The sequence below is a fragment of the Actinomycetota bacterium genome, assembly GCA_040905475.1.
Lineage (GTDB): Bacteria > Actinomycetota > AC-67 > AC-67 > AC-67 > DATFGK01.
The window spans coordinates 1-22,276 of the sequence record JBBDRM010000074.1; the positions used below are offsets into that span (position 1 = coordinate 1).

Below are 22,276 nucleotides of genomic sequence, written 5' to 3' on the forward strand. Positions count from 1 at the left end.
GAAGCAGACGACCTTGCCGTCCTTGGCATACGCGGGCATCCCGTACCAGGTCTTTGGCGAGAGGTCCGGCGCGCTGGCTTTGATGATCTCGTGGATCCGCTTGGCCATCGCACGATCCGATCCCTGCATCCTGGCGATCTGCGCGAGCAGGGCGCTCTCCCCGTCCGCCTTGGCCGCTTCCGCCTTCAGCTCTAGGGCCCGCTCCTTCATCGCAGCCCGTTCCTCGGCCGTGAAACCACTGGGCTTCTTTCCGGTCGCGGGGGTCTTGGCGGACTTCTTCGTGGTCTTCTTTGCGCTCACCGTTCCCTCCTGTGGGTCGTCTCGTCGGGAGGCGCGGCCAACGATGGTACAGCGTCCGACCGGGCCTGATCGACGACGTCTCGACGAGGTGCAACTGATCTCGGTCCGGCTCGAGTCCGCATTGGGGTCGCCACCTATCCAACTTCAAGGTAGAAAGACCCCATGCAGGTCGAAGGAGAGTACGAACCCAGCCCGTGGGACTGGGTACGGAACCAAGTCGAAGCGTACGAGAGTTCCGGCGGCCGCAGCGCGAACATGTTGGGCAATAGCGAGTGGCCGGTCGTCATCGTGACGAGTCGTGGCAGGCGCACCGGTACGCTCCGAAAGACCCCCCTGATGCGCGTTGAGCACGAAGGCGAGTACGCGTTGATCGGCTCGCTCGGCGGGGCACCGAAGAACCCGGTCTGGGTCTACAACCTCCGAGCGGATCCCAACATGGTCACGCTGCAGGACGGACCGGAACCGTTCGCGGTCACCGTGCGCGAGGTGACCGGCGACGAGCGGGCGCTTTGGTGGGAACGCGCCGTCGCCGCGTACCCGCCCTACGAGCTCTATCAGAAGAACACGGAGCGCCTGATCCCGGTGTTCGTCGCCACCCGCCTGGGAGACAACGAGGGAAGTTAGGCTGCAGATCCGGCTCGAAGGGGTCGCTGGGATCCTTCGTCTTGGAACATCGCGCGGGAGCATTACGGTCCTCGCCGAGGAGGGCTAGTGGCTTCCTTACGACCGGTTGGCTCTCGGCGGCCAACGATGCCAGACTTTGTGACATGAGTCGGCGTTCCAAGCCCGAAGACATCGCCCGCTACTTCGACGAGAACATCGACTGCTGCGCTCCACGGCGCGATCCGAAAAAGCGCCCCGGCGTCAAACTCGCTCGGCTCCTCGAGCAGCAACTGAGGGCGGCGGGCTTGCAAGGGCGGACGGTGCTCGAGCTCGGGTGCGGTCGGGGCGAGCTCTCGACGGAGCTCGTCGGAGCCGGCGCCGCACGCGCGACCGGGATCGACCTGTCGCCCGACAACATCGAGGTGGCGCGCCGGATCTCGTCCGAAGATGGGCTGAGCGACCGGATGGAGTTCCGAGTCGACAACGCGGCCACTGCGCAGCTCGGTCGGCACGACATCGTCGTCCACCACCGGGTCATCTGCTGCTACCCAGACCCTATGGGCTTGCTGGATAACTCGATCGGCGTGGCGGGGTCCGTGTACGGTTTCTCGATGCCGCGCTCGAGCGGAGTTGTCGGCCTCTTGGTCCGCGTCGGGCTCTCCTTCGAGAACCTCCTTCATCGCGTCAAGCGGCGCGGCTTCCGCGCATACGTTCACGACGAGCGTTTCGTCGACGAGACCCTCCGCGCGGCCGGCTTCCGACTGCAAGGGAGATCTAACCGGATGGGTTGGTTCGCGGCGGTGTACGCGAAGTAGCCGGCGATCTTTCGTCTACCAACAGATAGGTGTGCATGCGTCCCTTGCCTTTGATGTCAAGCTCGCCCCGGTCCTCAAGGACGAAGGAACCGGCCAGCCTGTCCGCCGCTCGATCGGTTACATGGATGGCACCCGGGAGCCCGTGGGACTCCATGCGACTTGCCGTGTTCACGGTGTCGCCCCATAGGTCGTAGATGAACTTGGTGCGACCGATCACCCCGGCAACGACGGGGCCGATGTCGATCCCGATCCGAAGCGTGATGCGCGAGTCCTGGGAGCGGGTCATGATCTCGTTCTGCATGGCGAGAGCCATACGAGCGAGATTCTCGGCGTGCTGCGGATCCGCCTCGAGGAGGCCCGAGGCCACCATGTAGGCATCGCCGATCGTCTTGATCTTCTCCAGGCGATACTCGGCGGCCAGCCGGTCGAAGGCGGAGAAGATCTCGTCCAGGAGGCGAACGACGTCATCCGGCGGCATGGTCTCGGCCATGGGGGTGAAGCCGGCGATGTCCGCGAAGAGCACGCCGACGTCGGAAGCTCCGTCCGCGATCAGGTTCTCCCCGGCCTTGAGTCGTGTGGCGATCGGTTCGGGGAGGACATTCAGGAGGAGAATCTCCGAGCGTTCCCGCTCCGCCGCGAGCGCGGCGGCGTATCGCTCGCGTTCTTGGACGAAGTATTGGAGCAAGACGTAGCAGGTTCCGGTGACCCCGAGGCAGTTGAGCGCGAAGAAGAGGATGTTGATCGCTCGTGGGATCTCCGGCGACTTGTTGGCAAGGATCGGATCCAGCGCTCCCGCGAGCGCAACGGCCCCCGCGAACGCCACGAACCAGGGGACCGCTTGTCTGCGGCCGTAGAAGAGGAGAGCTCCGAGAGGAGCAGTGAAGGACCACAGGATTACGCCGCTCGACGGAACGAAGCCACCGAGGCTCAGCTGCAAGAAGAACGGCAGGAGCAGGCTGAGGCTCAATTCCCATAGTCGAAAGAACCTGTAACGCTTGGTCCTGGCGAAGATAGCGAGATTGATGATCGATACGACCTGATAGGCGAAGGGGATCGCTGCCGCCAGGTGCAGGCCGAGAGCCCAGTACGTGACCACCCACACGATCGCCAACCCGGTGATCAATCCGGCGGACAGAACGAGAACCTCTTTGCGGAGCGCCTCGTCCGGCGTGTCGCTCGGCAACGCTCCGATCCTCGCGAACCGGGCCAGCGGACCCGTGATTTTGGGGGTCTCCATAGCTCAGATCTCTCCGTGTCGTGGGTGCGTATCGAGTAGCTACGTCACGACGGAACACCAGCCTTTGGCCGGCCTGAGAACTCCACCAACCTCGGCCACGGGATCCGTTCACGCCACAGTTTGTAGTATCCCCCTCCGAGGGGGGAGTTTGAACGGCAACGCCTTTGCGCGGAAGTACGGCCCGTGGGCTCTCGTGACGGGCGGCGCGATGGGCCTCGGCGCGGCATTCGCGGAGCGACTCGGGATGTCCGGATTGGATCTCATCCTGGTGGATCGCGCGGCCGAGGCGTTGGCGGAACGTGCGGAGGGCCTCCGACGGCGGTTCCCCACGATCCAGGTCCGCGAGGCCGTGGCCGATCTCGCCGACACGGCCGAGGTCGAGCGCGTCTTGAACGACACCGCGGACGTCGAAGTGGGGCTTCACGTGGCCTGTGCGGCTCATGCGGTAACCGCTCCGTGGCTCGACGTCCCGCTCGAGGAAAAGATCCGCCAGATCCAGGTCAACTGCGTAGCCGTCACGCAGATGGTGGATCGTCTCTCGCGCTCGATGGCCGGTCGCGGGCGGGGCGGGATCATCGTGGTCTCGTCGGCCGCCGGACAGATCGGTACGCCGCTCGCTGCGACCTACGCGGCGACCAAGGCGTTCGATCTCATCCTCGCCGAGTCGCTGTGGGCAGAACTGCGGGGGAGCGGGGTCGATGTTCTGGGGCTGATGCCCGGGATGACGCGTACCCCCGGCTTCGAAGGTTCGCTCGGGTCGGACGCGAAGCTGCCAAAAGGCGTCGAGGTCATGGAGCCCGAGCAAGTCGTCCACGAGGCCCTCGATGCCCTCGGGAAAAGGCCGAGCATCATCGCCGGACGCCGCAACCGGCTCGCCAACGTGATGACCCAGCGACTCCTGTCTCGCAAGGCGGCGATCGAGCTCATGGCGCGCTCGATGCGATCGATGTATCCCGGCACGAAACGTCCCTGATGCGGATCGCGGGAACCAAGCCTTCGTTCTGGATCCTCGCCGTTCTGCTCGGGTTCTTCCTTTTCGCGGCCAGCGGGCCTTCGCCGCTCTACGTCGTATGCGTCTCGATCAGCGTTCCGGCCGTGATCGCCGGCGTAGCGACAAGCCGGTACGGCCTTCCGAACACGACATATGCCCTTCGGTTTGGTCGTCATGGCGTTGGCCGCGATAACGACGGTCGCCATATCGAGGTCGAGAAGCGCGTGATTCCTTCGCTCTAGGCCGGTATGAGCCCGAGTTGCTGCAGGGTGCCGAGGTCGTCGATGTTGCCCCACCGCTCGGCGACGAGCCCCCCGGCGATGCGGAGGATGATGCAGCCGGTCGACTCGACGCTCCGTCCGGTCGCCGGCACGGGTCCGAAGGGCCCGGTGTGCGTACCACGGAACACGATCCGAGAGACGACCCGATCTCCTTCCGCGATCTGATCTTCGATCGTCACCGAGATGTCGGGGAGCGCCGTGAGATAGGCAGTGCATTCCTGCTTGAACCCGTCACGATCCGGCGTGCGTGGAACCGACAGGTAATGATCGACGAAGTCGGGAGCGAAGAGCGTGTCGATGGCGTTCACGTCGTGCCGGTTCCAGACCTCTTCGAAGAATCTCGCCGCGATGACTTTGAGCTCGTCCGTAGTCATGACTCGTCCTCCTCCTGGATCTGGGATCTGGCCGAAGCGCTCAGGCGGTTCCCCATGGGTTATCGATCACGATCCGCCACGTTCCGTCCTGCTGACGTCGCACGACATCGCTGCTCCTACTGTTCAGATCGATCGCGCTACCGTCCGGCGCGGTGCCGCCGGAGAGGTGGCCGTCGTGGATCAGGAGAGCGACGTCGTCGGCGTGGATCACCGTGGACTCCGCAAGCTCGAGCTTGCCGCCCATCGCGAGCAACCCTTCCAGGGCTCGGCGCAAGGCATCTCTTCCATGGAGTGCCGGCATCCCCGGCTGCGGGATGAGTGCCGCTTCGCTCTCGTAGAGCTCCAACATGCCGTCCAGGTCTCCGGCGTTGAAGCGTTCCTCGAACAGCCGGGGGATCTCTGCCGCGCTCTCCGGGAGCGTTCTGCCGTTGTGGTCGCTCTCAGGGCTCTCCTCTTCCGGCGGCGCGATCTCTTGGCCGTACTCCGCGGCGATCGTCGCGACCCGCTCTAGGTCTGGATCCGCACCGAGTCGGGCGACGTCGACGAAGAAGCCCTCGAAACCACCCGGGAGGAACGTGTAGAGGGTTCTCGACGGGCTCGTCCCGGTGTTGCGCGTCCAATGCCTGGTGTTACGCGGCACCGAGATCGATTGTCCCGGCCTCAGCGATACTGTGGTGCCGGGGAGGCGGACGTCCACGTTGCCCTCGAGGATGGCGATCACGATGTCCTCGCGGCTGTTGACGTGGGGCGGGCTGCCGCCGCCCGGACGATCGAGCTGCTCGACGACCGAATACGCCCCGTTCGTTGCCCCCGAGGGCAAGACCACCCGCAGCTTCACGCCCATGACATCAAGCTCGGCACCAGCTTCCCGCGCGGCCATGTCGTCCTCCCTCCACGCTTCTCCGATCACTGCGAGAACGGTAGGTTGAGTCCCGGTACCCGGGCATCGGGGGAGGCACCCATTTTCGTGACATCGAGGCCATGAGCGCCGTGGGGGACGATCAGGCCGGCGGGCTGCGCCTCGCCGAACTCCTCGCCGTGCTCTCTCTGGCCACCGACCTCGGGATCGGCCGAGCGCCCGGCAACGAATTGGTCGTCACCGCCGTCGCGATGCGGTTCGGTCGTTCGCTCTCCCGCGACGACGAGACCTTGCGAGAAGTCCTTGCCGTCGCGCTCCTTCGATGGATCGGATGTACGTCGCACGCCCACGAGCTTGCCGAGGTGTTCGACGACGAGATCGCTGCGCAGGAGAGAGCTGCGTTCCTCGACCTGACCAACCCTTTGGAGTTGCTGGGCGATGCCGTCCGGTATGCGGGAAAAGGTCGTCCGCCACTCCGCCGGGTCAAGACCGTCGCGCGCGTTCTCGCGACGGGCCCGCGGATAGCAGCAAACTCATATCGCGCCAGCTGCGAGGTGGGAGTGCGGCTCGCCGAAACCATCGGGCTCGGAGAAGACGTTCGTCATGCCGTCGGCGCCGTCTTCGAGCGCTGGGATGGTAAGGGGTGGCCGAACGGGATGGCGGGAGATGCGATCCCGGTCAGCGTGCGCATCGTGAACGTCGCGCAGGACGCGGTGAATTTCTCGAGCGCGCGCGGTGTCGAGGGCGCTGTGGCGGTGCTCCGCGAACGTTCGGGGAAGGCTCACGACCCGGCCTTGGCCTCGTCCTTCTGCGCCGATGCGGCCGGGTTCCTGCAGGGTGAGGATGAGGAGGTCTCGTGGGAACGGGTACTGGAGTGGGAGCCCGCACCCGTTCGATTCGTCCCGGCGCATGAGATGGACGATGCGCTGCGAGCGCTCGCAGACTTCGCCGACCTGAAGGATCCGCACACGGTCGGTCACTCACGCGGCGTCGCGGAACTCGCGGCAGCGGCGGCGAGACGGCTGACCTTGCCCGCCGGCGACGTCGAGCTCGTGCGGCGCGCGTCGCTGATCCACGACCTCGGTCGGGTCGGCGTTCCAAACGGGATCTGGGAGAAGCCCGCGCGCCTCACCGAGACGGAATGGGAGGGGGTGCGCCTACACCCCTACTTCGTCGAGCGCGCGACGGCGAGGTGCGCAACGCTCGCGCCGTACGGTGAGCTGGCTGCGACACACCATGAGCGGCTCGACGGATCCGGCTATCACCGCGGCAGCAAGGCCCCGCAGATCGGGATCCTCGCGCGCATCCTGGCGGCGGCCGACGCGTACCACGCGATGACCGAAGAACGGGCGTACCGGCCGGCGCACGACGCGACGGCTGCGAAAAGGCTTCTGCGCGAGGAGGTCCGCGCGGGCAGGCTGGATGGAGAGGCCGCCGATGCGGTTCTCGCTGCCGCGGGACATCGGGTTCGCCGAACGCGTCAGGATTGGCCGGCCGGGCTGAGCACACGTGAGGTGGAGGTCCTGAGGCATGCGGTGCGCGGCGCCTCCAACCGGCAGATCGCGGAACGGCTCCACATCTCCGAGCGGACGGTCGAGCATCATCTATCGCATGCCTACACCAAGATCGGGGTGTCGAGCCGCGCTGCAGCGGCACTCTTCGCTGCTCAGAACGACCTCCTGTCGAATTGACCAAGGGAAGAAGTAGTACCACCTCGATCTCGGACTCGGCCGGCGAGGCCCTTTCTCGCTTGTTATCGACCGGAGAGCCCCTATAATTCGGAGACCACCAGGGCAGCGTCGCCCCGGCCCGGTACCCATAACCGTGAGATAGAGGTGACGCGTGTCCGGAAGTATCCCAGCACGTCAAGGCCTATACGACCCCCGCTTCGAGCACGACGCCTGCGGCGTCGGGTTCGTCGTGGACATGAAGGGTCGCGCAACCCACGACATCGTGAAGCTCGCGATCGCCGCCCTCCTCAACCTCGAGCACCGGGGCGCCACCGGTGCCGAGACGAACACCGGTGACGGCGCCGGCATCCTGATCCAGATGCCCGACCGCTTCCTGCGTGAGGTCTCGAGCCTGGACCTTCCCGACCGCGACGGTTACGCGGCCGGGATGGCGTTCCTCCCGCAGGACGAAGCCGAGCGCGCCGAGGTCGTCTCCGGGATCGACGCCGTCGTGACGAGCGAGGGCCTCAAGGTCCTCGGCTGGCGCGACGTACCCTTCGACGACTCGATGATCGGCGTCCAAGCTCGCGGCATGATGCCCGTCTTCAAGCAGCTCTTCATCGACGGCGACGGCAAGGAAGGCTTGGACCTCGAACGTCTGATCTTCGTGATCCGCAAACGCATCGAGCACGAGGTCCCGGGTGTGTACTTCCCGAGCCTGTCCGCGCGCACGCTCGTGTACAAGGGCATGCTGCACTGTCCGCAGCTTCCCGACTTCTTCCCCGACCTCGTCGACACACGCCTCGAGACGGCGCTCGCGCTCGTCCACTCGCGGTTCTCGACCAACACCTTCCCCTCGTGGCCGCTCGCGCACCCGTATCGGATGATCGCGCACAACGGTGAGATCAACACCCTCCAGGGGAACCGGAACTGGATGCGCGCCCGCGAGGCGCTGATGCAGAGCGAGAACATCCCGGGCGACATCGAGCGCATCTTCCCCGTCATCACTCCCGGCGCGAGCGACTCCGCGTCGTTCGACGAATGTCTCGAGCTGCTGAACATGGCCGGACGATCACTGCCGCACGCCGTGCTGATGATGATCCCCGAAGCGTGGGAGAACCACCGCTCGATGAAGCGCGACCGGCGCGCCTTCTACCAGTTCCACGCAGCGTTGATGGAGCCGTGGGACGGCCCCGCCTCGATCGCCTTCACCGACGGGACGGTGATCGGCGCGGTGCTCGACCGCAACGGCCTCCGTCCGTCCCGCTACTGGGTGACCGACGACGATCTCGTGGTGATGGCGTCCGAGGTCGGCGTCCTCGACATCGACCCGGCCAAGATCGTGCAGAAAGGCCGCCTGCAGCCCGGCAAGATCTTCCTCGTCGACACGACGAAGGGACGCATCGTCGGCGACGACGAGATCAAGGACGAGCTGGCCGCGCAGCTTCCCTACGAGGACTGGGTGCACGCCGGACAGATCTTCTTCCGCGACCTTCCGAAGCGAACGCGCGAGATGCCGACCCACGAGTCGGTCCTGCGGCTCCAGCAGACCTTCGGCTACTCGGAGGAGGATCTCCGCATCCTCATCGGACCGATGGCGCAGGCGGGGCAGGAGCCGCTCGGCTCGATGGGGAACGACGCGCCGCTCGCGGCGCTCTCCAACCGTTCGCGGCAGCTCTTCGATTACTTCCGGCAGCTGTTCGCGCAGGTCACCAACCCGCCGCTCGACGCCATACGCGAGGAATTGGTCACCGCGATGGGTTCGACGCTCGGCCCCGAGCAGAACCTGCTCGACCCGGGCCCAGCGTCGTGCCGCCAGGTGGTGCTCCCGTACCCGGTGATCGACAACGAGGAGCTCGCCAAGATCATCCATATCGACGACGACGGGAATCTTCCCGGCTTCCACGCGCAGGTCTTCCACGGGCTGTATCCGGTGGCCGGGGGCGGCGATGCCTTGCGCGAGGCGCTCCGTGCGATCTGCGCCGAGGTCAGCCGGGCGATCGATGAGGGGATCCGCATCGTGGTCTTGAGCGACCGAGACTCCGACGCCGAGCACGCGCCGATCCCCTCGCTGCTCCTCACGTCCGCCGTGCATCACCACCTGATCCGTGAGAAGACGCGAACCAAGGTCGGACTCGTGATCGAGACCGGCGACGCGCGCGAGGTGCACCACATCGCGTGCCTGATCGGGTACGGCGCCGGGGCGGTGAACCCGTATCTCGCGTTCGAGACCGTCGAGGACATGATCGACCGCAGGGAGATGACCGGCATCGACGCCAGCAAGGCCGTCTACAACCTCGTGAAGGGCCTCGGGAAGGGCGTCCTGAAGACGATGTCGAAGATGGGCATCTCGACGGTCGCCTCGTACACGGGCGCGCAGGTCTTCGAGGCGATCGGCCTGTCGCAGGAGCTCGTCGACGAGTACTTCACCGGCACGGTGAGCCGTCTCGGCGGCATCGGGCTCGACGGGATCGCGCGCGAGGTCGCCGCGCGCCATGCGATCGCCTACCCGACGCGGTCGAAGATGCGGGCGCACCGGGGGCTCGAGGTCGGCGGTCAGTACCAGTGGCGTCGCGAGGGCGAGACGCACCTTTTCAACCCCGAGGTCGTCGCGCTCCTTCGCCAGGCGGTGCGGGAAGAGAGCTACGAGGTCTTCAAGAAGTACACGAAGGCCGTCGACGACCAGGCGCGCAACCTCGCCACGATGCGCGGCCTCTTCCGATTTCGCGACGGCGTGCGGCCCCCCGTGCCGATCGACGAGGTCGAGCCGGTCGACGACATCGTGAAGCGGTTCGCTACCGGCGCCATGAGCTACGGCTCGATCTCGCAGGAGGCGCACGAGACGCTGGCCATCGCGATGAACCGGCTCGGCGGACGCTCCAACTCGGGCGAGGGCGGCGAGGACGCCGAGCGCGACCGGCTCGATCCGAACGGCGATTCACGACGCAGCCGCATCCGCCAGGTCGCCTCGGCGCGTTTCGGCGTGACATCGCTGTATCTCGCGAACGCGGACGACCTGCAGATCAAGATCGCACAGGGCGCCAAGCCGGGCGAGGGTGGACAGCTTCCGGGTCAGAAGGTGTATCCGTGGATCGCGAAGACGCGGTTCGCGACGCCGGGCGTGGGCCTGATCTCGCCGCCGCCGCATCACGACATCTATTCCATCGAGGACATCGCTCAGCTCATCCACGATCTCAAGAACTCGAACCCGCAGGCGCGGGTGCACGTGAAGCTCGTCGCCGAGGTCGGCGTCGGTACGGTCGCGGCGGGCGTGTGCAAGGCCAAGTCCGACGTGGTGCTGATCAGCGGCCACGACGGCGGAACCGGCGCGTCGCCGCTATCGTCGATCAAGCACGCCGGCGGCCCGTGGGAGCTGGGGCTCGCCGAGACGCAGCAGACACTTCTGCTCAACGGGTTGCGCGACCGGATCGTGGTCCAGGTCGACGGCCAGCTCAAGACCGGGCGCGACGTCGTCATCGGCGCCCTGCTTGGCGCCGACGAGTTCGGCTTCGCGACCGCGCCGCTCGTCGCCATCGGCTGCATCATGATGCGCGTCTGTCATCTCGATCTGTGTCCTGTGGGTATCGCGACGCAGAACCCCGAGCTGCGGAAGCGGTTCGACGGCGAGCCGGAGCACGCGGTGGCGTTCATGCGCTTCGTGGCGGAGGAGGTTCGCGAGTACCTCGCGGCGCTCGGGTTCCGCTCGCTCGACGAAGCGATCGGCCACGCGGAGCTCATCGACCCGGAGCCCGCGATCAAGCACTGGAAGACCGACGGCATCGACCTCACACCGATCCTGCACATCCCCGACGTCGGGCACGAGGTCATCCGGCACAACGCCGGCACCCAGGATCACGGGCTCGCCAAGGCGCTGGACAACAAGCTGATCGAGATGTGCAAGCCGGCGATCCAGCTCGGCCGTCCCGTCGCGTTCGAGCTGCCGATCCGGAACGTGAATCGAACGGTCGGGACGATGCTCGGCTACCAGGTCTCCAAGCGGTGGGGCGAAGACGGCCTGCCGCCCGACACGATCAAGCTCCATTTCCGCGGCTCGGCCGGCCAATCGTTCGGCGCGTTCGTTCCCAAGGGGATCACCTTGGAGCTCGAAGGCGACGCGAACGACTACCTGGGCAAGGGACTGTCGGGCGGGAAGCTCATCGTGTACCCGGACCGGACGGCCCGGTTCCGCGCGTCCGAGAACATCATCGCCGGCAACGTGATCCTCTACGGCGCGACCGGCGGCAAGGTCTACATCCGAGGCGTGGTCGGTGAGCGCTTCTGCGTTCGCAACTCCGGCGCGGTGGCCGTCGTCGAGGGCGTCGGCGATCACGCGTGCGAGTACATGACCGGCGGCCGCGCCGTGGTGCTCGGCAAGACCGGCCGGAACTTCGGCGCCGGGATGTCGGGCGGGATCGCGTTCGTCCACGACCCCGACGGAACGTTCCCCGCGAACGTCAACCCGGAGATGGTCGACCTCGAGCAGATCGACGACGAAGAAGAGCGCTGGCTGCGCGGCGTCGTCGAACAGCACTATCTCCTCACGCGTTCGGGCGTCGCTTACCTGATCCTCGCCGACTGGTACAAGGCGGCCGAGACCTTCGTGAAGGTGATGCCGAAGGACTACAAGCGAGTGCTCGCGGCGACGCGCGCGGCGCAGGAGCGCGGCGAGTCCGTGGAAGAGGCAGTCATGGCGGCGGCCCATGGGTGAGAAGGGTGGCTTCATCCGCTACGAGCGCGAGTCGATCCACTACCGGCCGCTCGAGCGACGCTTGTCCGACTGGAAGGAGGTCTACCAACCGCTCCCCATCGTCTCGGTCAAGACGCAGGCGGCGCGGTGCATGGACTGCGGCGTTCCGTTCTGCCACAGCGGATGCCCGCTCGGGAACCTGATCCCCGAGTGGAACGACCTCGTCTATCGCGACGACTGGCGCGACGCGATCGAGCGGCTCCACGCAACGAACAACTTCCCGGAGTTCACCGGCCGGCTGTGCCCGGCGCCCTGCGAGGGGTCGTGCGTGCTCGGCATCAACGCCCCGCCGGTGTCGATCAAAGCGATCGAGGTCACGATCATCGATCGGGCGTTCGCCGAGGGGTGGGTCACGCCGGAACCTCCCGGGGTGCTCACCGGCCGGAAGGTCGCGGTCGTCGGCTCCGGGCCTGCCGGCCTCGCGGCCGCGCAGCAGCTCACCCGCGCCGGGCACGCCGTCGTGGTGTTCGAGCGCGCCGGCAAGCCGGGTGGCCTGCTTCGCTACGGCATCCCTGAGTTCAAGATGGAGAAGCGGGTCCTCGACCGGCGGATCGACCAGATGCGCGCCGAGGGGACCGAGTTCCGCTGCGACGCCAACATCGGCGAGAACGTATCGGTCGACGAGCTTCGCGACGGCTTCGACGCCATCGTGCTCGCCGGCGGCTCGACGATCCCGCGCGACCTTCCCGTCCCCGGCCACGAGCTGAGCGGCATCCATTTCGCGATGGACTACCTGACGTCGTCGAACAAAGCCGTCGAGGGAACCATCGAGAAACCCGAGATCACCGCCGAGGGAAAACACGTCATCATCATCGGCGGCGGAGACACCGGCGCCGACTGCCTCGGCACCGTCCACCGGCAGGGCGCCGCCTCGGTGCATCAACTCGAGATCATGCCGCGCCCGCCCGAGGAGCGCGCCGACTCCAACCCCTGGCCGCAGTGGCCGCTGATCTTCCGGACCTCTTCGGCGCATGAGGAAGGCGGCGAGCGGGTCTTCTCCGTCGGGACCGACAAGTTCACCGGCGACGACGGGGGCAACGTCCGAACGCTGCACGGGCGTGAGGTCGAGATGGTGATCCGCGACGGTCGCCCGATGTTCGAGCCGGTCGAGGGCACCGAGTTCGAGCTCCCGTGCGACCTCGCGCTGCTCGCGATGGGCTTCTCGGGACCGCAACGCAACGGTATGCTCGAGCAGCTCGGCGTCGAGATAGATCAACGGGGCAATGTCAAGCGCGACGAGAACTGGACGACGACCGTCCCGGGCGTGTTCGTCGCCGGCGATATGGGTCGCGGGCAGAGCCTCATCGTCTGGGCGATCGCCGAAGGCCGGTCGGCCGCCGCGGCCGTCGATCGCTTCCTGATGAGCGACACGCTCCTACCCGCGCCGCTCAACGCCTAGACTTAGTCGTACCCGAGGATCGCGGGATGCTCGCGAAGCATCCCGTCGAGCACTTCGCGGACCAGCATCCGCTCGTCGCTCGACACCCGCGGAACCACCGCCTGTATCGCCGCCAGGAAGAGCCCGATGAGCTCCTCGCGCTCCTGAGCCGTCACGGCCGTCTCCTTCTGATCACGCCGGAACGTGTTCGGCGGGGCGGGTGTTGGGTGCATGCGCCGCGATGTGGCCGGCGACGTAGCGCGCATCCCTGCTCCGGCTGGGGAGCGCGTCCGACGATGCCGAGTACTGGAAAACCAGGCCGACGAAGTACAGCCCCGGCGACGTCGTAGAGACGCCGCGCTTGTGGACCGGCTGCCCGTCCTCGCCGAAGGCAGGGAGGTCGATCCACGGAAACTCCTGGCGGAATCCCGTGCACCAGATGACGTTTCCGACCTCGGGCACCCGGCCGTCATCCAGTAGCGGTAGGCCGTGCCGTACCCCGGCGACCCGGGGCAGCCGCTCGATCCCGGCGGCCGCGAGGTCCTTGGTGCGCCGGCGGATCAGCGGGTCCGCCTTGGTCTTGAGCTTTGGGATCGCTTTCCGGCCGATCGGATTTCTCATCGTGATGACGTGGTGCATCACGAACCGGAAGACGCGGAAACCGAGACGCGCGGGATAGCTACCGTGACGAGCTGGGATCTGGCCGGCCTCTTTGCCGGCGAGCGCCGTGCGATGGGAGGCGGCCAGCTCGTAGGCGATCTCGGCCCCCGAGTTCCCGACGCCGACCAACAGCACGCCGCCGTCTCGGAGCTGCGACGGATTCCGGTACTCGCTCGAGTGCATCTGAACGATGCTCGGATCGAGCTCCTTCGCGAACGCGGGAACCTTCGGCGTTCGGTAGGCACCGGTAGCCACCACGACGCGGTCTGCCTCGAAACGGCGGTCGTCGGCGGTGACAACGAACCGGTCGCACTCGCGGACCAGGCCGTCGACCCGGACCCCCGTTCGATATGCGATGTCGAACCGCGCTGCGTAAGCCTCGAGGTAGTCGCCCATCTCGTCCTTGGTGGGGAACGACCAGGCGGCGGCCGGGAACCTCATCCCCGGCAGGCGGCTGAAGCGGGCGGGGGTGAACAAGCGGAGGGAGTCCCAGCGCTTGCGCCAGGAATCGCCGACCCGCTCGTTCGCATCCAGGATCACGTACGACCGGCCTTGCTTCCCGAGGTGGTATCCGGTCGCCAGGCCCGCCTGCCCCCCACCGATGATCACGGTCTCGAAGCGCTCGGTGCTCATCGCGGCCTCCCCTCATCCGTTGTCTGAGGCGACGGTACGCGGGGGGACCGGCCCCGGCATCGGGAGAACCAACCAAACCGCTAGGCGATGGGCGTGGGTAATCCTGCGCAGGCTCGGGTCAGGTCAGGTCGTGTTGGTAGGCGTAGGCGGTGGCCGCTGCCCTAGTCGAGACCCCCAGCTTGGTGAAGATGTTGCTGATGTGCCGGGCCACGGTCTTCTCGCTTAGCACCAGCTCGGCGGCGATCGCCCGGTTCGTCTTGCCGGCCGCGACCAGCCGGAGCACTTCGATCTCGCGAGCGCTCAGCCCACCCGCGGCCTTCGGCTCCGACGGCTTCGAAACCTGATCCAGCCAGGAAAGCGCCGGGGCGGCGCCGAGCTGCTGAAAGGTCTTGCGGGCCGCGGCGAGCTCGAGCTCTGCGCCGTCACGGTCGCCGAGCGCCCGGCACGCGAGCCCGATCAGGACCCGGACCCGGGCGGCTTCGTAGGGCGCTTCGATCTCCTGCCAGGTGGTCCAGGCGGGACGAAGCGCGCCGAGCGCGCCCCGGGCGTCGCCTTCGCTCAGGAGGACGGCCCCGTTCGCGTGTGCGGCTACCGCGCGCAGGAGCGGCGCGGTGAACAGGCCTGCGATGGTGGCCAGCTCGTCCGCGGAGGCCCGGGCTGCGGCGACGTCGCCGGACGCCAGCATGATCTCGACGTGAGCCGGCAGGATCTTCGACTTCGTCATGGGATCCTGAGCCTCGTCGACCTCGCGTCGGATCGATGCTGCGGCGGCGTCCAGCTGTCCCCGTGCCAGGCGGAGCAGCGCAAGACCGGGCTGTGGGGAGCGTCCCGATTCGCTCGCTTGCCGGTACGCCTCCTCGGCCTTCTTGTAGTCGCCGCGCAGCCGGTGGATCTCGCCGAGCTGGAAGTAAGCGTCCCCAACCGCCGGAGTAGGCGGTTCGGAGAGCCACTTCTGCGCGCGATGTGCTTCGTTGATCGCGTCGAGCCACGAGCCGTGCAGTTGCATGATCTCGGAGCGATGGACGAGACACTGACCACGGAACGGGACCAGGTCCGGCTGCGACTCGCACCACCGGCTCAGGGCGGCCGTCCATTCTTGCGCCCGGCGGATATCGAAGATCCTGTGACAGGCGTCGATAACGGCGCAGTAGATGAGCCCGGCGATGAGCGGGGATACCTCGCCGGCCATGACCGCGACCATGGCGTCGTCGTGCAACGCCACGCCTTCGTCGGCCCGTCCCAACATCATCAGCGCCTGGCCCCGGCCGAGTCGTCCAAGTGCGATCAGGTCGGGATCGGCGAAACGCTTTGCGATCTCTGCGATCTGCAAGAACGTCTCGTGCGCGCTTGCAGGGTCCCCCCCGAACATCGTTTGCAGCGCGATCGGCAAGAGTAAGAAACCCTGCTCCACGCACTCGGCGCCTTCGTCGTCGAGGACGCGCCTCGCGCGGGTGAACCAGCCGCCGGCCTGGGCGATGTCGCCCTTGTCCATCAGCGCCATGCCCATGTGGTACGCGCACCGAGCAGCCTTCTGCGGTTCGCCTCCGCCGAGGAATGCTTGATGCGCGCGGGCCCAGATATCGATGCTTTCGGCGTCCCGACCGATCAAGGCGGCGGCCGTCGCGAGCAGGTCGAGATCTGCGCCCTCGAGGGCGGCCACCGCGTCCGCGGCCGACAGCTGCGCGTGTGCGTCTCCCCACGCGTGACGTGCGAAGGCCGCCCGGCCGAGATCGAGCGCCTCGCTCGTGATCATCGGCTACTCACCATAACGGGGCGAAGCCGGATCTGTGTAAGAAGGTGCGGAAGTTCTATCGACGCGCGCGACCGCGGGAGGCTTTGGAAAGTGCGGTCATCAACCGGTCGTACCGCTGCTCGAGTTCCTCGACGCGTTTCATCAACGCCGTGACCTCTTTGCTCCGCCCACGATAAGGGCGAACGAGCGAGCGTCGCTGAAGCTCACGCTTCGAAGCGACGTTGTGCCGGGAGCTTCGGTGCCGGCCGAGACCCATGGGATGCGCGGCCTTGAATCCGCACTCAGGACAGATCAGCCCCTTCGAGCTGGACCGACCAGTGGAACGACGGGATGCTTTCTGTTTGGTCGCCATGGTTCGACAGGCTAAGACCTCGTCAAACGTTGAGCAACTCGGCGCGTGCTATTTCCGCATTGCCCCGGCCTTGACGTACCGCGCGAGCCTAGGTATGGGCGAGGATCAGACGACGCTCAAATGAGCCACGCTGGGGCGGCTCTGTTGGAACGGTCCCGAGAAGCAATCCGGGCTCGAGTACGCCCACGCCTTCACCGTGTATTGGCCCGGAGCGTAGGACCACGTGAGCTCTTGCGTCGCGGGCACTCCCGGCGGATCCTCTGGATCACAGGCGAGGAGGAGCCAGACCATCGCTCCGTCACCGAAGTCGACCGCGATCTCGGTGATGTGGCCTTCCGGATCAACGGCATCGACCCGGATCAGATATTCGGCGTTCCGTCGAGGGGTCGATTCCGAGGTGAGGGTCGCGGTGACTTTGGTGCGCGGCGGTGCGTTCTTCTCGCGCGCCTGGGCTGAGGCGCCCGGCACCAGCATCACGACCAACAGCATCAGTGCAGCACGTCTCATGGTCCCCTCCAAGCCCATAGCGTTGCAGTTCGACGGACGGCGCGCCAGGCCGGTTCCCGTTCGGGACTCCACAAAAGAGAAGGAGGGGTAGAAAGGTCAGCTGCAGGCGGCCGACGTGATGCCCACCGAGCCGAGCGCAGTGCGGGCCGAGCTTCGCCCGAGGTTCGCCGAGCGCCATGATGGCTCCGGACCCAAAGAGTGACTCCGCACGCAAAGCGCTTCACGAAGGGCGGCCTTGTCCGCGTCGGAAAGCCGGTCGAGCAGGGCGACGAGTACCGGGACGGCGTCGCTCCCGAGAACCACGCCGAGATAGTCGATATCGATCTTCCCGACCGCTTCGTAGCGCGCGACGTTCCGCTCGGCTACGAAGCGCTCGGGGTTGACGACGTTGACGACGAGCAGGGCCGCGAACGCGACGAGGAGGAATCCGGCGACTACTCGCTCGCGTCGCCTCGCCCAGATGGCCGACGTGAGGACGACCAGCACCGCGCCGATGGAGACGATGGCCACATAACCGAAGAATCGAGCCGTCGTGAATCCGAACGCCCCTTCGTAGAGCGCCAAGCGCTTCACCGCGGAGATGAGCACGACACCGGTGAGGCCGACCATCACCGCTACGAGCGCGCGGAACCAACGCTCCTGCCGAGCGTCGTCGCGGCGGCCGGCGTCCCACAACGCAAGGATCAGTACGACGGTGAGCGCCGCCGCGACCGCGAGCTGCAAGAAGCCGGTCCGCGCGTACTCGGCGTATGTGAGGCCCGGTGTCACGACGACGCGTTGATCCCCTCCGAAGAGATATGCGAGCTGCACGACAACGAAGGTTGCGAAGAGCAGATCGATCCCGGCGAGCACCGTGGCCCATTCCGCGAACCCGAGGATCGGGCGATGGGTCATGCCCGGCTTGGGTTCGTTGCCGCCGACGTCGCCCAACGTGCTGCGCCACAGGATCGCAACGAGAGCCGATCCGACGATCGCCAGAACGATGTGGGACAGGATGCTGCTTACGTTCCACTCAGGGAGGATCGAGGAGAGCAGTCGAGCGAATACGCGGTCGCCGGACGCGAGGATCGTGGCGAACAGCGCCACGATCGGCAGGGCCACGAGCGCGGCCCGCAGGGCTACTTTCGCTCGTCGTCGCTCGACCGGTTCTCCGAAGCGCCCGGCCAGGAAGCGGGGGATATGGAGCGATCGCGTCAGGAGTGCCATCCCTCGGCGAACGATCCCTGTTATCGAGACCGATCCGATCGATCCGAGATCCTGAGTGACCGCGAGGCCGAGCAGCGCCGAGACGGCGAGCACATCGAGCGCGATGAGCGGCTCGTTCGCGCGTAGGGCCGGGAAGATAGACAGCACCACGGCTCCGGCGAGGAGAACATCGGTCCCTGGAGACCGGGGAGCGACGGTTCGAAGCGAGACAGCCAGCAAGACGGTGAAGAAGGGGATCGACACCCCGGGGCGCTGCCCGTTGAAGGCAAGATCGAAAGCGACGCCCAGCGCCAGGATCGTGAGAAGGGTTCTGCGTGAGGCCTCCGGAGCCTCGAGCCCGAGGACAGCGGCGGGCTCGATGGAGTCGTGGGAGGGCATCCCTCCGAACCTAGGGGGAGCCGGGCCGGGCGGCAATGCCCTTTCGGGCAGCTGGTGGTCGCTCGAACCGCCCGAAGATCACGACCAGGACCCCAAGGATGATCGCTGGGATCCCGATCCAGGCGATGCGCTCGATCCACCACGCTGTCGTACCGCTCGTCTGTCGACCGAGGCCGAGCGGCCCCAATGCGAGCACCGCGATCAGGAACGCGGTCATGTGCCACAAGAAAAGGGTCATGATGATGCTGTTGGCGAGGATCGCCGCCTTCCAAGGTCTCGGCTTCTGCAGCCAGCGACTCAGCCGCTCGCGGAGCAACATCACGGCGCCGATCGTCCAGATCCCAACGGCCAGGTAGCAGAGCGTCGGCGGATAAGCGTTCGAGATCGACTCCACGTCGGTTCCGAGGAGGCTGCGCGGGTAGTAGCCGATCCCGGGGAACCAGTCGAAGCGGGCGGCCCCGCCGATCGCTCTGAAAAGGTACGGGTTGGTCAACAAGACCAACATCGCGAGCCCGGTCGCCACCATCGTCCAGAAAACCTTGCGCGGCAGCCTCGCGAAGCTGCCGTCGGCGTAGAAGTGACCGAGCTGGTGCGGAAGCAGGAGCACGAACGCGACGTTGGCGTAGCGGACGCCGTGGAAGCCGAGCCCGAATCCGACGACGTCGGCCCCGATCGCACCCGCGACGCACACGGCAGGGACGAGCCAGCCGAAGCGACGGTGCAGGCGGATCGTCAGCGGGCTGATCGACACCACGATCATGTACATGCCGAGGAACCACAGGGGTCCGAACGGCAGCGTCGAGCCGGGCGGGAACATCCCGCGCAGCAGGTGGGTGTCGCCCCAGAGCTGCGGTCCGGTCGAACGTCCGACGTCGGCGAGGTGAAGGACGATCTGGATCAGCACCCACAGGCCGAGGAAGATCATCGAGGGTCGCAGGAGGCGCTCCAGCCTGCTGCGGATGAACGTCCACGTGCTCAGCCCACGCCGGCGGTACGATTCGTACGTTACGAGGTTGGAGAACCCGCCGACGAAGAAGAAGATCGGCATGACCTGGAACACCCACGTCGCGAGCCATAGCCCGCGCGTCAACCCGATGGCGCTGGTCGTGTAGATGACGCCGTCGCGCCAGAAGATGACGCTGATCAGCCAGTGGCCGAACACGACGATCGCGATGCTCGCGGCCCGAAGGAAGTCCATGAAGCGATCCCGGGTGTCCGGGGTGAGGTCAACGAGGGCGTCCAGTCCGGTCGGTGAGGGCCTCTCCGTCATCACAGAAACCCTATCGGCGGGTGAGCGTCGGGCCGTGAGCATGGAATAGCATCGTGCCGTGATCCCTTCGTTCTCGGACGTCAAGGACCTCGCGGCGCGGGTGCTATCGCGCTCTCACGAGCAGATCTTCCGCATGACCAACGGCCGGATCGGGAACTCCGGCTTCGGGATGCCGGTCTTGATGCTCGCGACGACGGGACGTAAGAGCGGCAAGGTTCGAACGACGATGCTGACGTCGCCGGTCCAGGAGGGGGACTCGCTCGTCCTCGTCGCGTCGTTCGGCGGCGACAACCGTCATCCGGCCTGGTTCCTGAATCTGCGGGACGATCCCGATGTCGAAGTCACCATGCGCGGCTCCACCCGCAAGATGAGAGCGCGAGTGGCATCGATCGACGAGAAGGAACGGCTCTGGCCGCAGGTGATCGCGAAGTACAAGGGGTACGCCGCGTATCAGCGTCGAACCGACCGCGACATCCCGCTCGTCATCATCGAACCGATCTAACCGCCAGGATCTTCAGCAGGGGAGGCTCAGGGCGATGCAGATCGCCCCGAGCGGGTCCTCGGTGAATCCGGCGCCGCTCGGAGGATCGCCTGCCGGCGGGACTCGATCGATGGGCGCGACCGGCACGGAGATCGACGACGGGGCGCTGGCGTCGTGGTGGACGGAGAACGCATCGAGCCCGCGAGCCGGGAACGCGACCGCGACATCCGACGGCGTGATCGTGAGCATCAGCCGGTTGCCGGCGTCGACGCGATGGCTCGCGATCGTGAGTGCGATCGGCACCGCGACGGGGGTCGGGCCGAGTCCGGTCAACCCGATGCGGGCATGGGAGAACTCGTGCGCGGAGCCGTCGGGCGCGAGCTCCGACAATCCGATGTGCAACTGACCCTCGCCCTCCGAGTCGGCGTTCGCCGACGAAACGTAGATCGTTGCCGACGGTTGGCCGGTGAACTCCGCCGTCTGCGCGAGCGGCTCCGTCGTATAAACGAGTCGCATACGCGGGATCGCAGCGTCGTTGTTCGTGTTCACGATCGTTCCGATGAACGGCGCCTCGGGCGGACTCGCGAGGACCGGAAGGTTGCGCAGCTCCTCGGGCGGGGCGGCGGCCGGCGTCGCGGTGAGCGCGCCGTTCGCGAGATAGAACGTCTGGGTCGCCGATCCGGGGACCGGCCACCCGTGCTCGAGCCGGAACGCGTTGCCGTCCCACTCTTGCGCGATCGCGACGGTCGCGTCGCGGAGCGGCGGGCCGCCGGCGATCTGGTTCTGGATCCAGGTGAACACGTCGCCGATCACGGCGAAATTCCCGCCGACGGCTCCGTGGCCGTCGTTCGAGATGGTCAGGCGCACGTCCACGCCGAACAGATCGTCGCCGGCATCGAGCGTGCGCGCGTGCAAGACCTCGTAGGCGGAGGTGACGAGCTGCGGCAGGATGAGACGGTCGTAGAAGCTCGTCACGGCGTAGACGGGAACGTCGATGCGATCGAGCCGATGCGCGATGTCGACGAAGATGTCGGGAACCGTTCCGGGCCGGCCGGTAGTCACGCACGACGCGAGCGATCCGGCCAGCATCGGGTTGAACCGCGAGTACGCGAGCGCCTCGACGGCGAAGAGGGGGCAGATGCCGTCGTCGAGGTACTCCGTCGGCCCTTGAACGGGCGCGATCGCGTCGATCCACCGGCCGCCTTCGTCGCATGGGATCGTGGAGTCGTAGCTCGCGGCACGCGCCGCGCCGCAGTTGTAGACCGAAGCCGCCCACGAGAGCCAGCCGCCTTGCGACAGCCCGTAGAACGCGGTCCTGGTCGGTTGAACGCTGGCGTGCCACCAGGCGAGGACGGCGGCCTGGTCGGCTATGTCGTCCCGTCCGAGGAACGCGGCTTGCCCGCCCGAAGCGCCTTGCCCCCGGACGTCGTAGCTCAACACGTACATGCCGCGCTGCACGGCTTGGAGCATGTCGGCGAAGGTCAGCTCCTTCGCGAAGCCGAAGCCGTGCGCGATCACCACGCCGGCGCAGCCACCGACGCCGGGGCAGCTCTCCGGGACCCAGAGACGGGCCGCGATGTGCACCGGACTCGTCGCGCCGTCCGAACACAGCACGAGCTCCTCGTCGTGGAACCCGAACCGCTGCTCTTGCAGTTCGAAGACGGGGTTCGCAGGATCGAGCCTCGGCGACTCGACGCAGGCTGTGGCGCTCGAAGAAAGCGCAGGAGAGAGCGCGCCGAGGAAGAGCAGGAGGGCCATGAGCCGAGGCTTCACGCTGGTTC

General features: G+C 66.8%; 18 protein-coding genes. 7 read left to right on the forward strand and 11 right to left on the reverse strand.

The window, feature by feature from the left end:
- On the reverse strand, positions 1-210 hold a 210-nt coding region (locus WEB06_07580), incomplete at its 3' end, for a hypothetical protein (protein ID MEX2555475.1).
- A 252-nt stretch (positions 211-462) separates the two neighbouring features.
- On the opposite strand from WEB06_07580, the gene WEB06_07585 reads away from it, so the two are divergent.
- A complete protein-coding gene (locus WEB06_07585) occupies positions 463-924 on the forward strand; it encodes a nitroreductase family deazaflavin-dependent oxidoreductase (GenBank protein ID MEX2555476.1) in 462 nt (153 codons plus the stop codon).
- 143 nt (positions 925-1,067) lie between these two features.
- Positions 1,068-1,718 carry a methyltransferase domain-containing protein gene (locus tag WEB06_07590; protein MEX2555477.1) on the forward strand — a complete coding sequence of 217 codons (651 nt, stop codon included), beginning with the start codon at positions 1,068-1,070 and terminating at the stop codon, positions 1,716-1,718.
- On the opposite strand, the gene WEB06_07595 is transcribed toward WEB06_07590, so the two are convergent.
- Complete coding sequence (locus WEB06_07595) at positions 1,678-2,955, reverse strand: adenylate/guanylate cyclase domain-containing protein (GenBank protein MEX2555478.1); 1,278 nt, start codon at positions 2,953-2,955, stop codon at positions 1,678-1,680. The two genes, WEB06_07590 and WEB06_07595, sit on opposite strands and share 41 nt — an antisense overlap.
- 148 nt (positions 2,956-3,103) lie before the next feature.
- On the opposite strand from WEB06_07595, the gene WEB06_07600 reads away from it, so the two are divergent.
- Positions 3,104-3,928 (forward strand): SDR family NAD(P)-dependent oxidoreductase, encoded by an 825-nt coding sequence (locus tag WEB06_07600; GenBank protein ID MEX2555479.1) that lies wholly within the window; start codon positions 3,104-3,106, stop codon positions 3,926-3,928.
- A gap of 256 nt (positions 3,929-4,184) precedes the next feature.
- Here the strand turns inward: WEB06_07600 and WEB06_07605 are convergent, their stop codons facing one another.
- Both WEB06_07605 and WEB06_07610 read right to left on the reverse strand, forming a co-directional pair.
- Positions 4,185-4,601 (reverse strand): ester cyclase, encoded by a 417-nt coding sequence (locus tag WEB06_07605; protein ID MEX2555480.1) that lies wholly within the window; start codon positions 4,599-4,601, stop codon positions 4,185-4,187.
- A 40-nt stretch (positions 4,602-4,641) separates the two neighbouring features.
- Positions 4,642-5,481, reverse strand: coding sequence for a cupin domain-containing protein (locus WEB06_07610; protein ID MEX2555481.1), 840 nt, complete (start codon positions 5,479-5,481; stop codon positions 4,642-4,644).
- A gap of 101 nt (positions 5,482-5,582) precedes the next feature.
- Between WEB06_07610 and WEB06_07615 the strand changes: the two genes are divergently transcribed.
- From WEB06_07615 to WEB06_07625, 3 genes are all read left to right on the forward strand, one after another.
- Positions 5,583-7,151, forward strand: coding sequence for an HD domain-containing phosphohydrolase (locus tag WEB06_07615; GenBank protein MEX2555482.1), 1,569 nt, complete (start codon positions 5,583-5,585; stop codon positions 7,149-7,151).
- Between the two features lie 163 nt (positions 7,152-7,314).
- Positions 7,315-11,838 (forward strand): glutamate synthase large subunit, encoded by a 4,524-nt coding sequence (gene gltB / locus WEB06_07620; GenBank protein ID MEX2555483.1) that lies wholly within the window; start codon positions 7,315-7,317, stop codon positions 11,836-11,838.
- Positions 11,831-13,276: a glutamate synthase subunit beta gene (locus WEB06_07625; GenBank protein ID MEX2555484.1), complete on the forward strand. Its 1,446-nt coding sequence runs from the start codon at positions 11,831-11,833 to the stop codon at positions 13,274-13,276. The genes gltB and WEB06_07625 overlap by 8 nt, the downstream gene beginning before the upstream one ends.
- A 2-nt stretch (positions 13,277-13,278) precedes the next feature.
- Here the strand turns inward: WEB06_07625 and WEB06_07630 are convergent, their stop codons facing one another.
- The 6 genes from WEB06_07630 to WEB06_07655 form a co-directional block, all read right to left on the reverse strand.
- Entirely contained in the window at positions 13,279-13,431 is a 153-nt protein-coding gene (locus tag WEB06_07630; GenBank protein MEX2555485.1) for a hypothetical protein, read from the reverse strand.
- Between the two features lie 16 nt (positions 13,432-13,447).
- A complete protein-coding gene (locus WEB06_07635; GenBank protein ID MEX2555486.1) occupies positions 13,448-14,548 on the reverse strand; it encodes an NAD(P)-binding domain-containing protein in 1,101 nt (366 codons plus the stop codon).
- A gap of 118 nt (positions 14,549-14,666) precedes the next feature.
- A complete protein-coding gene (locus tag WEB06_07640; GenBank protein ID MEX2555487.1) occupies positions 14,667-16,301 on the reverse strand; it encodes a LuxR C-terminal-related transcriptional regulator in 1,635 nt (544 codons plus the stop codon).
- Between the two features lie 457 nt (positions 16,302-16,758).
- Positions 16,759-17,160 (reverse strand): hypothetical protein, encoded by a 402-nt coding sequence (locus tag WEB06_07645; protein ID MEX2555488.1) that lies wholly within the window; start codon positions 17,158-17,160, stop codon positions 16,759-16,761.
- Positions 17,161-17,256: 96 nt separating this feature from the next.
- On the reverse strand, positions 17,257-18,744 hold the full coding sequence (locus WEB06_07650; protein MEX2555489.1) for a DUF4173 domain-containing protein: 1,488 nt from the start codon (positions 18,742-18,744) through the stop codon (positions 17,257-17,259).
- A 10-nt stretch (positions 18,745-18,754) separates the two neighbouring features.
- On the reverse strand, positions 18,755-20,014 hold the full coding sequence (locus WEB06_07655; GenBank protein ID MEX2555490.1) for an acyltransferase: 1,260 nt from the start codon (positions 20,012-20,014) through the stop codon (positions 18,755-18,757).
- A gap of 100 nt (positions 20,015-20,114) precedes the next feature.
- Between WEB06_07655 and WEB06_07660 the strand changes: the two genes are divergently transcribed.
- Positions 20,115-20,516: a nitroreductase family deazaflavin-dependent oxidoreductase gene (locus tag WEB06_07660; GenBank protein ID MEX2555491.1), complete on the forward strand. Its 402-nt coding sequence runs from the start codon at positions 20,115-20,117 to the stop codon at positions 20,514-20,516.
- Between the two features lie 12 nt (positions 20,517-20,528).
- Here the strand turns inward: WEB06_07660 and WEB06_07665 are convergent, their stop codons facing one another.
- Complete coding sequence (locus tag WEB06_07665; protein ID MEX2555492.1) at positions 20,529-22,253, reverse strand: CocE/NonD family hydrolase C-terminal non-catalytic domain-containing protein; 1,725 nt, start codon at positions 22,251-22,253, stop codon at positions 20,529-20,531.
- Between the last annotated feature and the right edge of the window lie 23 nt (positions 22,254-22,276).